This window comes from Parvibaculum sp., from assembly GCF_049672805.1.
Lineage (GTDB): Bacteria > Pseudomonadota > Alphaproteobacteria > Parvibaculales > Parvibaculaceae > Parvibaculum.
In genome coordinates this window covers 1-15384 of sequence record NZ_JBATWS010000232.1, presented here as the reverse complement: position 1 = coordinate 15384, position 15384 = coordinate 1, and the positions used below count along the sequence as shown (strand labels likewise).

The 15384-nt window shown below is 59.0% G+C and carries 14 protein-coding genes and 1 tRNA gene; 7 read left to right on the top strand and 8 right to left on the bottom strand.

Translation table 11 applies throughout. The features are described from left to right. The 3 genes from WBF74_RS07510 to WBF74_RS07500 form a co-directional block, all read right to left on the bottom strand. Positions 1–635: acyl-CoA dehydrogenase family protein (locus tag WBF74_RS07510; RefSeq protein WP_424437548.1), on the bottom strand; the 635-nt coding region annotated here is incomplete at its 3' end. Positions 636–658: 23 nt separating this feature from the next. Continuing rightward, positions 659–1396 carry an SDR family NAD(P)-dependent oxidoreductase gene (locus WBF74_RS07505; RefSeq protein ID WP_424437545.1) on the bottom strand — a complete coding sequence of 246 codons (738 nt, stop codon included), beginning with the start codon at positions 1394–1396 and terminating at the stop codon, positions 659–661. A 39-nt stretch (positions 1397–1435) separates the two neighbouring features. Further along, positions 1436–2467 carry a phosphotransferase family protein gene (locus WBF74_RS07500; RefSeq protein ID WP_424437542.1) on the bottom strand — a complete coding sequence of 344 codons (1032 nt, stop codon included), beginning with the start codon at positions 2465–2467 and terminating at the stop codon, positions 1436–1438. Between the two features lie 121 nt (positions 2468–2588). Here WBF74_RS07500 and WBF74_RS07495 point away from each other — a divergent pair, with 121 nt between their 5' ends. The 5 genes from WBF74_RS07495 to WBF74_RS07475 are packed head-to-tail and all read left to right on the top strand — an operon-like array spanning position 2589 to position 7836. After that, positions 2589–3323 (top strand): TetR/AcrR family transcriptional regulator, encoded by a 735-nt coding sequence (locus WBF74_RS07495; RefSeq protein WP_424437539.1) that lies wholly within the window; start codon positions 2589–2591, stop codon positions 3321–3323. A gap of 42 nt (positions 3324–3365) precedes the next feature. After that, positions 3366–4604: an NAD(P)/FAD-dependent oxidoreductase gene (locus WBF74_RS07490; protein WP_424437536.1), complete on the top strand. Its 1239-nt coding sequence runs from the start codon at positions 3366–3368 to the stop codon at positions 4602–4604. Positions 4605–4614: 10 nt separating this feature from the next. Continuing rightward, complete coding sequence (locus WBF74_RS07485; RefSeq protein WP_424437533.1) at positions 4615–4986, top strand: nuclear transport factor 2 family protein; 372 nt, start codon at positions 4615–4617, stop codon at positions 4984–4986. Between the two features lie 31 nt (positions 4987–5017). Beyond that, entirely contained in the window at positions 5018–6103 is a 1086-nt protein-coding gene (locus WBF74_RS07480; protein WP_424437530.1) for a phosphotransferase, read from the top strand. Between the two features lie 50 nt (positions 6104–6153). Further along, positions 6154–7836: an AMP-binding protein gene (locus WBF74_RS07475; RefSeq protein WP_424437527.1), complete on the top strand. Its 1683-nt coding sequence runs from the start codon at positions 6154–6156 to the stop codon at positions 7834–7836. A 7-nt stretch (positions 7837–7843) separates the two neighbouring features. On the opposite strand, the gene WBF74_RS07470 is transcribed toward WBF74_RS07475, so the two are convergent. The 4 genes from WBF74_RS07470 to WBF74_RS07455 form a co-directional block, all read right to left on the bottom strand. Beyond that, complete coding sequence (locus WBF74_RS07470; protein WP_424437524.1) at positions 7844–8056, bottom strand: hypothetical protein; 213 nt, start codon at positions 8054–8056, stop codon at positions 7844–7846. Positions 8057–8064: 8 nt separating this feature from the next. Continuing rightward, positions 8065–9042, bottom strand: a complete 978-nt coding sequence (locus tag WBF74_RS07465) for an NAD(P)H-dependent flavin oxidoreductase (RefSeq protein ID WP_424437521.1) — start codon at positions 9040–9042, stop codon at positions 8065–8067. A gap of 131 nt (positions 9043–9173) precedes the next feature. Further along, positions 9174–10817 carry a hypothetical protein gene (locus tag WBF74_RS07460; RefSeq protein ID WP_424437518.1) on the bottom strand — a complete coding sequence of 548 codons (1644 nt, stop codon included), beginning with the start codon at positions 10815–10817 and terminating at the stop codon, positions 9174–9176. Positions 10818–10878: 61 nt separating this feature from the next. Next, complete coding sequence (locus WBF74_RS07455; RefSeq protein WP_424437515.1) at positions 10879–11418, bottom strand: hypothetical protein; 540 nt, start codon at positions 11416–11418, stop codon at positions 10879–10881. A gap of 227 nt (positions 11419–11645) precedes the next feature. On the opposite strand from WBF74_RS07455, the gene WBF74_RS07450 reads away from it, so the two are divergent. Then, complete coding sequence (locus tag WBF74_RS07450; protein WP_424437512.1) at positions 11646–13301, top strand: sulfatase; 1656 nt, start codon at positions 11646–11648, stop codon at positions 13299–13301. Positions 13302–13529: 228 nt separating this feature from the next. Then, positions 13530–15044: a catalase gene (locus WBF74_RS07445; RefSeq protein ID WP_424437509.1), complete on the top strand. Its 1515-nt coding sequence runs from the start codon at positions 13530–13532 to the stop codon at positions 15042–15044. Between the two features lie 123 nt (positions 15045–15167). Here the strand turns inward: WBF74_RS07445 and WBF74_RS07440 are convergent. Then, positions 15168–15246 (bottom strand) — tRNA-Arg (locus tag WBF74_RS07440). Positions 15247–15384: the final 138 nt, after the last annotated feature.

Sequence of the window (15384 nt, the reverse complement as noted above, 5' to 3'; positions counted from 1 at the left end):
ATGTGGATGCCCGGCGTGTCACGCGGGATGATGATGGTGGATTGCTGGCTGTGGCGCTGTGCATCCGGATTTGTCTTGCCCATCAGGAGCAGTAGCTTGCACCGCGGATCCATGATGCCTGATATCCACCATTTTCGGCCATTGATGACATAGTCATCGCCATCCGCGCGGATTTCCGTCTCTATGTTGGTGGCATCCGATGAGGCAACCTGCGGCTCTGTCATGAGATAGGCCGAGCGGATTTCGCCGTTCAGCAGCGGCTTCAGCCATTTGTCCTGCTGCTCGCGCGTGCCGAACTTCGCCAGCACTTCCATATTGCCGGTGTCGGGCGCGGCGCAGTTGAAGACTTCCGACGACCAGGGCACGCGACCCATGATCTCGGCAAGCGGCGCATATTCGAGATTGGTAAGACCAGCGCTGAACTCGCCATACTCGACCGGCAGGAAAAGATTCCAGAGACCCTGCTCGCGCGCCTTTTCCTTCAGCTCATCAATCTTCGGCCAATGCTTCCAGAGATTTGCCGGGTTCGTCACCCAGTCATAATGCGCCTGTTCATTGGGATAGATGTATTCATCCATGAAGGCCTGAAGCTGGGCAATCAGGCCTTTCGTCTTTTCACTATGTTCGAAATTCATCGGGGGAGTTCTTTCTTTGAGATTCAGGAAAGGATGAGCCCGCCATCGACGATGATCGTCTGGCCGTAGATGTAGGAGGCGAGCGGCGAGGCAAGGAAGATCGCGGCGCCTGCCATGTCTTCCGGCGTACCGAGGCGGCCAGCGGGAATGCCACGAATGGCCATTTCGCGGCGCTTCGGATCTTCGGTCGTGACCTTGGTGAGTTTGGTATCGACAAGGCCCGGCGCGATGCCGTTCACGCGGATACCGTCGCTCGCCCATGCTTCGCCGAGCGTGCGGGTGAGGCCGACGGCGCCTGTCTTCGATGCGTTATAGGCGGGGTTGCCGCGCGTGGAGTGAAAGCCTGCGGTGGAACTGACCGTGATGAGGGAGCCTTTCGCTGCGGCGAGCATGTCGTGGAACTTGATTGCGCAGGCCATGAGGCTGTTCAGGTTCACATCCATGACTTTCTGGAAGCCATCCATTTTGAACTCGCCGCGCTTGTAGATGACGGTGCCCTGGCTCAGCACCAGCACATCCAGCTTCTTGAAGGGTGGCTCATAGGCTTCGATGGCATCGAAGTCGGAAATGTCCATATGGGCGTAGTGAAGGCCGGTCATGTCTGACCCTTCGACGCCTTCATAATCCTTCGCGCTCGCGCGCGTGCCCCAGACATGAACTTCTGCACCGCGTGTGCGGAAGGCATGTGCGATGCCATTGCCGATGCCGCTTGATCCGCCCACGACGAGAACCGTCTTGCCCGAAAAATCCGTGTCTTTCATTTTTGCTTCCTGTTTTCTTTTCGTGCGATGCGTCTTGCGTCAGGCGATCCAGCGCAGGGCGCGGTTGAAAAGGCCGACCGTGCTTGCGTGAAGCATATCGCCGGTTTCCTTCGGTGCCTTGCCCTCGCAAGCCCGTGCATATGTGCCTTCCAGAATGATGCCGAGCTTGTAGCAGGCGAGTACGCCGTACCATTCGATATGGCTCATATCGCGCGTGGTGAACTGGCGGTAATGTGCGACGAGTTCATCCGCATCCGGAAAGCCATCCCAGGGGCGAACGCCGACGGCACCGGCAGCCGTGCCATCCCCTTCCGGCCAGGTGGCAAGCAGCCAGCCGAGATCAAGCAGCGGGTCGCCAATCGTGGTCAGCTCCCAATCGACAATGGCGGCAAGTTCCGGCCCGTCATAACGGAACATCACATTGGCGAGATGATAGTCGCCATGAATGATACCGGGGATAAAGTTTTTTGGCCGGTGATCTTCCAGCCATTTTGCGACCCTGGCGACGCCGGGAATACCATCCGCCCCCGGCCATGACGGGAACTCGCGGTAGCTTTCAAGCTGCGACTGCCAGCGCGCAACCTGACGCTCAAGATAGTTATCGACCTTACCGAAATCGGCGAGGCCCGCCTTTTCATGATCGACGGCACCGAGCTTTGCGATGCCTTCGACAAGAGCAAATCCCATGCGTCGGCGAATGGCGGGATCGGAAGCGTGAAGCTCGGGAAGGCCGACAGTCGGATTGAAGCCGTTGATCGGCTCCATCAGATAGAAGGCGGCACCGATCACATCTTCTTCGGGACAGGCGGCAATCAGGCGGGGATGGGGCACATCCGTATCTGCGATGGCGGCGAGCATGCGCGCCTCGCGGCGCATCGTGTCGTTCGAGTTCTTGCGCAGATGTGGCGGCGGGCGGCGCAGCACATAGGTGCGGCCTGCGCGTGTGAAGCGCAGCAGGATATTCTGCGTGCCGCCACCCAGAAGCGTCGCCTCCTCAAGCGGACCCTCGCCCAGCCCCTGCCCGTCCATCCAGCGGGCGAGCGCAGCAAGATCGACGGGAATGTCTCCCATCCGACCCCTCCCTGTTTGGTGTTGTCTCGCCTTCCGGCCCCTGCGAGATGCGGGCAGGTACCGTTAGGTCAAGCGTTTTATCCATTTGACCTAATATGCAGGGCCGGGGCATCCTGTCAACATGGTGGAGAAAACAGCAATCGCAGCAAAACCCCTGTCTGCGCGGGAGCAGATCAAGCTTGCCGCGCGGCGGCTCTTTGCCGAGCGCGGCATTGATGGCGTGACGGTGCGCGAGATCGTGGAAGCCTCGGGGCAAAAGAACCACGGCGCGCTCTCCTATTATTTCGGTACGAAGGAAGCGCTTGTCCGGGAACTGGTGGTGGATGGCGCGAAGCTGATCGACATCCGCCGCAATGCCTTTCTTGATCGGCTGGAAGCAGAGGGCGGGCCGAACGGTATTCGCGAGGTGGTGGAGGCGCTGGTTTACCCTTCCATCAATCTCGCGGAAGAAACGGAAACGGCGGAAGACAGCTATATCCGCTTCATCGCGCTTCTCGGCATGAGCCATCGCGAGTTCTTCATGGAGGCGCTGGAGAACCGCTGGAACTCCGGCTATCTGCGCTGCCTTGACCATCTGCGCCGGTTGATGCCGCCCATGCCGGCTGCGGCGAAGAACCAGCGCTTCATCTTTCTGGGTGCGTTTCTCACGAGCGTGATTGCGGCGCGGGAGGCCGCCCTTGCAGACCGGTCGCGGCCGCATCCGATGTGGCGTTCGGAGGCAACCCTTCATCATTTCATCGGCCTGCTGACGGCGATGCTTGCCGCACCGCTTGACGAGGCGCTGGCGGGCGGAAGCTGGGATATGGGCGGAGAGCCTCTCTCGATTGTTGGATCGATGGGCATGATCCTCGACTGAACATCAAGAGAACGACCCAAAAAGAAAAAGCAGGAGGTTTCAGTGGCCGGAGATTACGACATCATCATTGTGGGCGGCGGCATTGGCGGCTCGGCGATGGCGGCGACGATGGCGAAAGCAGGCCGGAGCGTGCTGCTGCTCGAAAAGAGCGCTGTCTATCAGGATCATGTACGTGGCGAATGGATTTCGCCCTGGGGCGTGGTGGAGACCAAGCGCCTTGGCCTTTACGACCTGCTGATGAGCGCTGGCGGGCATCATGTCGCGCAGCACGTCACCTATGGCGAGACAAAGACGCCCGAAGAGGCGGAGGCCGCGCCGCTGCCGCTCGACGCGTTCATTCCGGGGATACCGGGACCGCTTTCAATCGGCCATCCCAAGCATTGCCAGACGCTGTTCGACGAAGCGGTGCGCTCCGGCGCAACGGCAGTGCGCAATGTCGATGTGACAAGGATCGAGACGGGCAAGACGCCGCAGGTGGAATACACGCATGAGGGCGAGAGCCATAACGCGACCGCACGGATCATCATTGGCGCGGATGGCCGCACCTCGACCGTGCGGACGGCCTTTGGCATCGAGCTTCATCAGGACAAGCCGCACCATATGTTTGGCGGCATCCTTGTCGAGAATGCGCATGGCTGGAATGACCGGCGGCAGGCCATCGGCACGGAAGGCGATTTTGCTTTCCTTGTTTTCCCGCAGGGAAATGGACGGGTGCGTGTCTATGGCAGCTACCCGCTGACCGACAGGCGACGCTTTGCGGGTGAGGACGGGGTCAGGCTCTTCCTCGATTCCCTGCGCATGAAATGTGCACCGGAGAATATTCACCTCGCCAATGCAACGCCCGCAGGGCCGCTCATGAGCTATTTCAACAATGACTCATGGACCGATGAACCCATGGTTGAAGGCGGCGTGCTGATTGGCGATGCAGCGGGCTGGAATGATCCCATCAACGGGCTTGGTCTTTCGATCACCTATCGCGATGTGCGGATGGTCAGCGACCTCTTGAAGGAAAATGACGACTGGCGCCCGGAGCTCTTCAAGCCTTACGCGGAAGAGCGCTATGAGCGGATGCGCCGTCTGCGCTTTGCCGCGAAGCTGCAGGCGACGCTTGATGCGGAATTTGGCGAGGAAGCCCGTGAACGCAGGCGCCGCTATGAGGAACGCTCCAAAGCCGATCCGACACTTGGCGCCCATGCCGCCGCCATCATGGCGGGACCGGAAGTGTTGCCGCCAGAAATGTTCACCGAGGAACGCCGCAAATTCGTGCTCGGCAAAAATTGAGGGGAAAGGAATGAGGATCGATATTGAAGATTTCAACGCGCGATGGCTTGCCAAATGGAGCGAGAAAGACGTGACGGCCCTGCTCTCCTTCTATGCGAAGGACACTATCTATCGCGATCCGCAGGTGCCGGACGGGTTGAACGGTGAAGAACAGCTCGGTGCCTATCTGAAGCAGCTCTTCGACAACACGCCCTCAATTCTCTACACGCCGCATGAAACGTGGAAGACCGAGAACGGCTTCTGCGGGCGCTGGTATGGCAGCTTCACCGGACCTGACGGCAAGAAGGGCGTGATACGCGGCTTCGATCTGGTGGTGCTGGAAGGCGATCGGATCAAGCTCAACGAAGTCTATGTGCATGAAGTGAGCAAGATTCCTGATTAAGGGAACACAAGGAAGAACAAGGGAGGAGAGAATGACCGATACGCTCGACCTGCCAATCGTGGCTTCATCGGCGATAACGCCGGAATGGATGACAGCAGCGCTGCGCAAGGCGGGGCATGATGTGACGGTGGCAAATGTCACCGGCAAGCGCGTTGGCACCGGACAAGTGGGCGAGAGTGTGCGCTTCACGATCGACTACAAGGGTGATGCAGGCTCTGCGCCACGCAGCCTTGTGGGCAAGTTCCCTTCTTCCGATCCTGACAGCCGCGCCACCGGCGTCAATTTTGGTAACTATATCCGCGAGGTGAATTTCTATCGCACGCTGAAGGCGAGTGCGGGCATTACCACGCCTGTCTGCCTTCACGCAGATGTGGACCCGGAGACGAGCGATTTCGTGCTTCTCATGGAAGACCTTGCGCCTGCACAGCCCGGCGACCAGATGAAGGGCACGAGCGTGGAAGAGGCGCGGCTTGTGCTTGGCGAGGCGGCAAAGCTCCACGCCTCGCACTGGCAAGATGATGCGATGGATGAGATCGACTGGCTTTTCGAAACAAAGGCCGCCCCGAAATATACGCAGCCCGATCTCATCAAGACGCTATGGCAGGCTTTCCGCGAGCGCTATGGCGATGCCATTCCTGCCGATTGCATCGAGATTGGCGAGGCGATCACGCGTAATTTCGAGTTCTATCGCTCCTATGAGGGGCCGCGCTGCCTGACACATAATGATTTCCGGCCCGACAATATGATGTTCGGCACGGCGGAAGGCGGCTATCCCGTTTCGGTGGTGGACTGGCAATCGGTCGGCTATGGCTGCTGCATGGCCGACGTGTCCTATTTCCTCAGTGGTGCGCTCAAGCGCGACATTCGCCGCGAACATGAGAAAGACCTTCTCACCGAGTACCACACCAGACTGCGCGAGTATGGCGTGACGGGCTACTCCTTCGAAGAAATGATGAAGCATTACGCGCTTTACAGCTTTTCCCTTTTCAACATGGCCTTTACCGCCTCCATGATCGTGGAGCGGACGGAGCGTGGCGACAAAATGTTCTTCCAGATGCTGCGCGGCGGTGCCGACCATGTGCTTGATACGGGGGCGCTCTCGCTTCTTCCGAATTGAGGAATTTCAGCATCCGGCGGATACTGTCCAAGGAGACGAGGGAGGACGGGATGCAGGAGTCGCATGTGATCGGCGGGACGACACCGCCGCTCAGGGAGCAGACAATCGGCGCGGCGCTTGCGGAAGCCGCGGAGAAATGGCCGGATACGGAGGCGCTTGTCTCCGTGCATCAAAATATTCGCTGGAGCTACCGCGACCTCAACGAGAAAGCCGAAGCGCTGGCCGCGGGCCTGCTCGCGCTTGGCCTCAGGCGGGGGGACAGGCTTGGCATCTGGTCGCCCAACAACGCCGAATGGACGCTGACGCAATTTGCGACCGCGAAGGCGGGGATCATTCTCGTCAACATCAATCCCGCTTACCGGCTTTCCGAACTCGAATACACGCTGAACAAGGTGGGTGTTAACGCGCTCATCACGCCGGAGCGTTTCAAGACATCAGAATATGTAGCGATGGTCGAGGACCTTGCGCCGGAGATCGCGCAGGCGTCAGGTGCCGTTTCTTCCTCGCGGCTCCCGCATTTCAAGCATGTGATCCAGATCGGCGGCACGCCGCGTCCGGGCTGGCGCGGTTTTGACGAGATCACCTCGCTCGCGCGGGAGGAAGACCGGCAGATTCTCGCCGAGACGACGCAGAGCCTCGATTGCCGCGATCCGATCAATATTCAGTTCACCAGCGGCACGACGGGCCTGCCCAAAGGGGCAACGCTGTCGCATCACAATATTCTCAACAATGGCTTCTTTGTCGGGCGGAGTGTCGGGCTGAAGCATGGTGACCGGCTCTGCATTCCCGTGCCGCTCTATCATTGCTTTGGCATGGTGATGGGCAATCTCGGCTGCCTGACGCATGGCGCAACGATGGTCTATCCGGCAGAGGCCTTTGACCCGCTCGCCGTGTTGCAGACGGTGGAGGCCGAACGTTGCACCGGGCTTTACGGTGTGCCGACCATGTTCATTGCAGAACTCGGGCACCCGGATTTTTCGAAGTTCGATCTCTCATCGCTCCGCACCGGCTGCATGGCAGGGTCGCCCTGCCCTGTAGAAGTAATGAAGCAGGTGATCTCCCTCATGAACATGAGGGATGTCACCATTGCCTATGGCATGACGGAGACGAGTCCGGTGAGCTTTCAGACAGGCGAGGATGATCCGCTGGAGCGCCGCGTCTCCACCATTGGCCGCGTGCAGCCGCATCTTGAATGCAAGATCGTGGACCTTGACGGCAACACCGTACCGCGCGGCACACCGGGCGAGCTTTGTACGCGCGGCTACTCCGTGATACTCGGCTATTGGGACGATGAGGAGAAAACCGCAGAAGCGATTGACGCAGATGGCTGGATGCATACAGGCGACCTCGCCATCATCGACGAGGAAGGCTATGGCAATATTGTCGGACGACTGAAGGACATGGTCATTCGCGGCGGCGAGAATGTCTATCCGCGCGAGATCGAGGAATATCTCTATCGCCACCCCAAGGTGGAAGACGTCGCCGTTGTCGGTGTTCCGGATGTGAAGTTCGGTGAAGAGCTTTGCGCCTGGATCAAGCTGAAGCCCGGCGAGAGCGCAACGGAAGACGAGATCAAGGCTTTCTGCAAGGGCCAGATCGCGCATTACAAGGTACCGCGTTATGTGCGCTTTGTGCCCGAATTTCCGATGACGGTGACGGGCAAGGTGCAGAAGTTCCAGATCCGCGACGCGATGATCGCCGAGTTGAAACTGGAAATCGTAAAGACGGCCTGACCGGCTCTCAGCCGTCTATATCCTTGTAGAAAAAAGATGCCGTGAACACGGCGATGACAAGCGCAATGCCGATGAAATCTGCCCAGAGCCAGTCGGCATCAAAGGGCAGCGGCACACCGGCGAGACGCAACAGCGCTTCGATGCCGGTGACGAGAGCCGCACCCGCCGCGCATGTGAGGACATGCGCGGCGATACGGCCATGTGTGACGCGCCAGCTCACTTCTCCGCTCAGGCGGCGAGGAAGCCTTCGAGGCGCTTGCGGATGATCTCTTCCGCGTCGGAGACGAGACGCTCGATCAGCTCCTTGCAGGTCGGGATGTCATGGATGAGGCCGGCGACCATGCCGCAGCTCCAGGCGCCTGCATCCATCTCGCCACCCTGCATGACACGCGGATAGACGCCGCCCACATATTCCTTGATGTCATCAATGGTGGTGGCTGCCCCCTTGGCCTGCTCGATCTCGACGATCTTTTCCACCGCCGCATTGGCAAGCACGCGTTCCGTGTTGCGCAGCGGGCGCATGATGAGGCGCGTATCAAGTTCGGTAGCGGCAAGCAGCGCCTTCTTCACATTTTCATGCACAGGCGCTTCCTTCGTGGCGATGAAGCGCGTACCCATATTGATGCCATCGGCACCGAGCGCGAGCGCGGCGACAAGCTGCGAGGCCGTGCCCATGCCGCCCGAAGCAACGAAGGGAACTTTCAGCTCTTCTGCTGCGCGGGGCAGGAGGATCATGTTCGGAATGTCGTCCTCGCCCGGATGACCGCCGCATTCGAAACCGTCAACGCTCACCGCGTCACAGCCGATCCGTTCCGCCTTCAGCGAGTGGCGAACGGAGGTGCATTTATGGATGACCTTGATGCCGCCAGCCTTCAGGGCGGGCATATAGGCTTCGGGGCTGCGGCCCGCCGTTTCCACGACCTTCACGCCGCCCTGAATGATGGCGTCGATATATTCCGGGTAAGGCGGGTTGGAGAAGCCCGGCAGGAAGGTGAGGTTCACGCCGAAGGGCTTGTCGGTCATGTCCTTGCATTTCGCGATTTCCTTCGCGAGTGCTTCCGGCGTCGGCTGGGTGAGGCCCGTGATGATGCCCAGGCCGCCTGCGTTGGAAACGGCGGCCGCCATTTCCGCGAGGCCGACGAAATGCATGCCGCCCTGAATGACCGGATGCTTGATGCCGAAGAGTTCCGTAATGCGTGTCTTCATGTGAGCGTCTCCCCATTGCCTGTCCGGGTCGCCTTATGTCTGCGACCTTGCTGCCGGGCACGATACCCCTATCGGTGCGATTTCGGAACTCACCTCATGCGCAAATCCCGTTCAGCGGGGAACAGCCGGTTTCACGATTCTGGCGGGCGAGCCGTTTGCGAGTTGCCAAACCCGAGTTCCCCGGCCAGCAGTGCGAGCGGCGGCGCCTCATGGATGAAGCCGTAGCGGGTGACGCTCGTTTCGAGCGGGAGAACACCGAACCGCTTGTGGAGCATCTCGACCTTTTCCTGCAAGGCAGCATCGGGCGTCGCGGGCTGGCGCACAATGGCGAGCACAAGCACATCCCGCCGCGACGCGCTTGCGGTTTCATTTCCGAAGAGATGTCGGACACCCGGGACGGAGCGCAGACCGCTCTGCCCCGACTCTCCATCCTTCACGACAGAAGAAGAGAGCTTGCCGATCAGCACCGCCGCCCCGAAGGGGAAGGTGCCATTGATATCGAAGATGAGCTTGTCTGTATTGAGGGAGCGGAAATTGTTGCCCGCGGCCCCTTCCGCCTCAAGCGTCGAGAACTCGATCCCCGCCGTCATGGTGACGGCAGAACCGGTAAGAATGTGCGGCTCGATCGACATTTTCACGCCGATCTCCTTCTCGAAATCGCCGCTGCCGCCCTCACCCGTCGCGACGATATAAACCTCGGTGCCATCAAAAATCTGCGAGGTTTCGCCAAGCCGCGCAACGATGGAAGGGGAGGCATCAATCGTCACATAGCTGCGCCTGTCATTCGCGATGCTCAGCGCGTATGTCACGTCGGGAATTTCGATGGTGGCCGAACTCGTTGCTGTCCAGGTGGAATTATTGCCGCCGGACGGGTTGGTATAGGTGAAGTCGAGAAGCTGCGCACCGAACTGGATTTGCAATGCAGAGAGAAGGTCGATACCCGCCGATGAGGTACTCTCGCCATTGCGGCGGATAATATAGGCATCGACAATGACGTTTTGCTGCTCGCATTTCGCGCTGAGACGTTCGGCTTCTTCAGCGGTGGCGGGGCGCTCCTTCCCGTTCTTATCAATGAAGCTGAAATCAAGCTGAAGGCCGCTTAGATTATATTCGCTGCCGTCATCATCATCGTCGTCGTCATCATCTTCATCATCATCATTCTTTCGGGGCGCCCGGCAGACGAATTCTTCGACGTCTTCCAGCACCTCATTGAGAGGCGGCACCTTTGTCTGCGGCCGTGCAGGGTCGCCTGCCTCATAGGCAGCCTTCATATAGAGGCTTATCGTATCGCTGCTCCTCACACGGGCGTCGTGGCCGCGGCGATGCAGGCTATAGGCAAGCTGCTCATAATTGCCACGGAGCGCGGCCAGCGCGGCTGCGTTCCACAAGGCTTCATTGTCAGTGATGGAGGCTGCCTGAACGAAAGCGTTCATTGCCTGTTCGTAATTGCCCAGCATGTCATGGACCATGCCGGCATAGAACCAGGCAGGCCAGTAATCACGCGATAGACGCGCCGCCGTTTCGAAACCGACACGGGCAAGATGCAGTTCGAAATCCGTGCGGTTCTTCTGATGCAGAAGAGCGAGCGCGCGGTTGTAATGGCTTTCATATGAACGGGGTTCAAGCGCGAGGTCTGGCACGGAGGGGCCGGGCGCCATGTATCCGTCAACCGCCTGCAGATTCTTCTCAAGCTGGGCGCCGGAAATACATGCCGACAGTGAAAGAAAGAGAAGCGAGGCAGACATAAGCCGCCGCGCAAACAAACCCCGCCCCATTGAACCTCTCATCATGCCATTCCGGTTTCCCTGAGCGGGAAACCGGAATGATACCCGACCTCTAGCGATCCTCGATGCAGACCGCCTGCATATACTTCTTGCTGTCGCTGCCCTTGGTAAAGAGCAAAAAGCCTTTGTAGTGCTTTCCGTCTGTTTCCGCCTTGTAGGTTGCGGAGTAGCTGTCCGGCAGTTTCACGCCATCGTCCGTGTAGGAGGCAGGCTGTTTCTCGAAATTGAAGGGAGAAACCTTCACATAGCTGTCATTGCTGCAGTGGAGACCGGCCCAGCGCAGCGTCCTGGCATTGCCATCATAAACGGCAACGAGGCATCTCCCGTCGCGCGGACGGAAGCGGATCTGCGTGTCATTGTCGCCCTGCACCTTGTGGTCACCCGCGACATAGACCTTCAACTGCTTCTCCTGCACCGACGAGCTTTCATTGAACTTGGAGTAGGTATCAACGCAGTTGATATTCACATCTTCCTTTGCCTCAAGGTCTGCTTTCGCGCCCTTGTAGCAATTGCATTTGTATTTGGCGGCGGCAGCCGGGGACGCCGCAAAGGCGGCCATAACAAGAACGGCGCCGAGAAGTATGTGTCGCATATTACCTCCGGGGGTTGATCCTGCGGACGGCCAGAGCCTTCGACCTGCCCACGACGCCCAACAATTGGCATCATAAATGCCATATTTCAACCCGCTTCAGTCAACTTTCCGGCATCATCCTTTCAGGGAAGTGAAAAACCGGCGGAAATGCGCAGTTCCCCGTTTCTGATCATGCCATTTTATGTCATTAATCATGCCAATAGACCAATGGGAGCGGGGTTCGGGACATGAAAAAGTGGCAGATCTATTCACTCGCAGCAGTGGTGATTCTGGCAGCGCTGGCGGGGACGGCCTATTCCTTCCGCAAGGACATCATTCTTTATGCCGTGGCCACACGCGCGCGCGACGCGACATATGTTGCCCCGAACCGGGACATTGTCTGGCAGCAAGGGCCAGCAGAGGCGGAAGTGCCTGCCGACAAGCGTTCGCCCAATATCGTTCTCATTCTCGCGGATGATCTTGGTTTCAACGATATCAGCCTTTATGGCGGCGGGCTGATTGAGACACCGAATATCGACGCGCTTGCGCGGAGCGGCGTCAATTTCTCTACCGCCTATGCCGGCACCGCAGCCTGCGCACCTTCTCGCGCGATGATCATGACGGGGCGCTATGGCACGCGGACGGGATTTGAGTTCACCCCCACCCCGCCCGGAATGACGCGCATTGTGGATCTCTTTTACAATGACGGGACGCGGCTTCATGAAATGAAGTTCGACAAGGAAGGTGTTGAGAAGGCGCCGCCCTTCCGCGAACAGGGATTGCCCGGCTCGGAGATCACGCTTGCAGAGGCGCTGAAGCCGCAGGGCTATCACACGGTCCATATCGGCAAGTGGCATCTCGGCAATTCGCCGGAGTTCCTGCCCAATGCGCAGGGCTTTGATGAAAGCGTGATGCTGGAAAGCGGCCTCTTCCTGCCGGAAGACAGCCCCGATGTCGTGAATGCGAAGCTGCCCTTTGATCCGTTCGACCAGTTCCTCTGGGCGCGGATGCAGTATGCCACGTCCTATAATGGCGGTGAGTGGTTTGAGCCGCGCGGCTACCTCACCGATTTCTATACGGATGAGGCGATCAAGGTGATCGAGCAGAACCGCAACCGCCCCTTCTTCCTCTATCTCGCGCATTGGGCCGTGCATACGCCGCTTCAGGCGGCAAAGGCAGATTATGACGCGCTGTCGCATATCGAAGATCACACCGAACGCGTCTATGCGGCGATGATCCGCGCGCTTGATCGCAGCGTCGGCCGCGTGATGGAGGCGCTGAAGGAAAACGGGCTTGATGAAAACACCATCGTCATTTTCTCAAGCGACAATGGCGGCCCCGGCTATCTCGGCATTCCTGATGTGAACAAGCCCTTTCGCGGCTGGAAGCTTACTTATTTTGAAGGCGGCATCCGTGTGCCTCTCTTCGTGCGCTGGCCGGGCCGGATCGAGGCGGGGAGCGAGCGCGACATGCCTGTTGCGCATCTCGATCTCTTCCCGACCATCGTTGCCGCTGCGGGCGCACCGCTTCCTGCCGATCGCGTGATCGACGGTATCAACATTCTGCCTTTTGCGAAGGGCGAAGAAATGGAAGAGCCGAACCGCCCGATCTTCTGGCGCGATGGCTATTATCACGCGGTGCGCCTTGATGGCTGGAAGATGCAATTTTCCGAACGGCCCGGCAAGGTGTGGCTCTACAACCTCAAGGAAGATCCGACGGAACAGAACAATCTCGCGGACACGCATCCTGAAAAGGTTGCCGAACTGAAGGCGCTGGTTGAAGCGCATAATGCCACACAGCGTGACCCGCTCTTCCCGGCCGTCGCTGAAATGCCTGTCCTCATCGACAAGACGCTGAAAGAGGAAGCGACCGAAGAGGACGAATATATCTACTGGCCGGGCTGAACAGATGTTTCCCGCCTCTTCGCCCGCGCGGGCGGGGAGGCGGTTCATCCAGGCTTCCGAGTGACTGCGCCGAATCAAGACAATCCGCAAACGCAGCATTTCACTCTGGTTCTCTTTCTGTTTCGTCCATTGATAGGCGGAACTTTATTGCGCATAGTATTGGCTGTCGTTCACGCAACGGGACAGGTGATTGGGGGGCAACCGATCACATGGCCGAGGAGAGAGCCAATGAGCCGCGATCACCCCACCTCCGGGAAATGCCCGGTCACTCATCTGACCACCGCCTTCGGCGCGCCTGTGCCGGAAAATCAGAACAGCCTGACCGCCGGTCCGCGGGGGCCGCTGCTCGCACAGGATGTCTGGCTGCAGGAAAAACTTGCAAATTTTGTGCGCGAAGTTATCCCCGAGCGCCGCATGCACGCAAAAGGCTCCGGCGCTTTCGGTACCTTCACCGTCACCAATGACATCACCCGCTACACACGGGCAAAAATATTCTCCGAGGTCGGAAAAAAGACGGAGATGTTTGCACGCTTCACCACCGTTGCGGGTGAACGCGGCGCGGCGGATGCAGAGCGCGATATTCGCGGCTTCGCGTTGAAGTTTTACACGGAAGAAGGCAACTGGGACATGGTTGGCAACAACACGCCCGTCTTCTTTATGCGCGATCCGCGCCAGTTCCCGGACCTCAACAAAGCTGTGAAGCGCGACCCTTACACCAATCTGCGCAGCGCAACGAATAACTGGGATTTCTGGACGCTGCTGCCCGAAGCGCTTCATCAGGTGACGATCGTGATGTCGGATCGTGGCATCCCGAAAAGCTATCGCCACATGCATGGTTTCGGCAGTCACACCTACAGCTTCTACAATGATGCAGGTGAGCGCTTCTGGGTGAAGTTCCATTTCCGCACGCAGCAGAAGATCGAAAACCTCACCGATGAGGAAGCAGCAAATCTTGCGGGTGCTGACAGGGAGTCACATCAGCGCGATCTTCACGGCGCCATCGAGCGCGGCGATTTTCCGAAATGGAAAATGTATGTGCAGATCATGCCGGAAGCGGAAGCCGAGACCTATCGCTTCCACCCCTTCGATCTCACCAAGGTCTGGTACAAGGAAGATTATCCGCTGATCGAGGTTGGCGAGTTCGAGTTGAATCGCAATCCGGAAAACTTTTTCATGGATGTGGAGCAGAGCGCGTTTGCGCCCTCCAATCTCGTACCCGGCATCAGCGTTTCGCCAGACAAGATGCTGCAGGCGCGGCTTTTCAACTATGCAGATGCGCAACGCTATCGCCTTGGCGTGAACTATCACCAGATCCCGGTGAATGCGGCCCGCTGCCCTGTCGCCAGCAACCATCGCGACGGACAGGGGCGGATGGACGGCAATTACGGAAGGCTTCCGCACTATGAGCCAAACAGCTTCGGCCAGTGGCAGCAGCAGCCGGACTATCGCGAGCCGCCACTGCGCATTCGCGGCGACGCGGATTTCTGGAACTTCCGCGAGGACGATGACGACTACTTCACCCAGCCACGCAAACTGTTCCAGCAGATGAGCCCGGCGCAGCAGGAAGCGCTTTTCGGCAACACCGCCCGCGCGATGGGCGATGCGCCTGCCTTCATCAAGCAGCGCCACATCGACAACTGCACCCGCTGCGACCCCGCCTATGGCGCGGGCGTCGCCAAGGCACTCGGCATGTCGGTGAAGTCACCGTCGGAATTATCACCCGACCCGGAAGTCGTCGGCTGATAGCCCCGCCTCAAACCAAAACCCCGCCCGGTCCAACCGCGGCGGGGTTTTTTCATACCGCTCACATCTTGCCCACCGCTACAAGCGGCACGGTCAGATCAAAACGGTCATCGGGAAAGGAAGTGGCGCGCCCGGAACGATTCGAACGTCCGACCCTCAGATTCGTAGTCTGATGCTCTATCCAGCTGAGCTACGGGGCCACAAAGCCTTTATGTCCGAGGACAAACACCTTCAGACGCGGCGAAACCTAAATCAGCCGCTGCTTCGCCGCAATCACCGAAGGGGAAAGCACGCCCTTTGCATTGCCTTACGAATGGTTCTAAACATTTTGGCATACGCT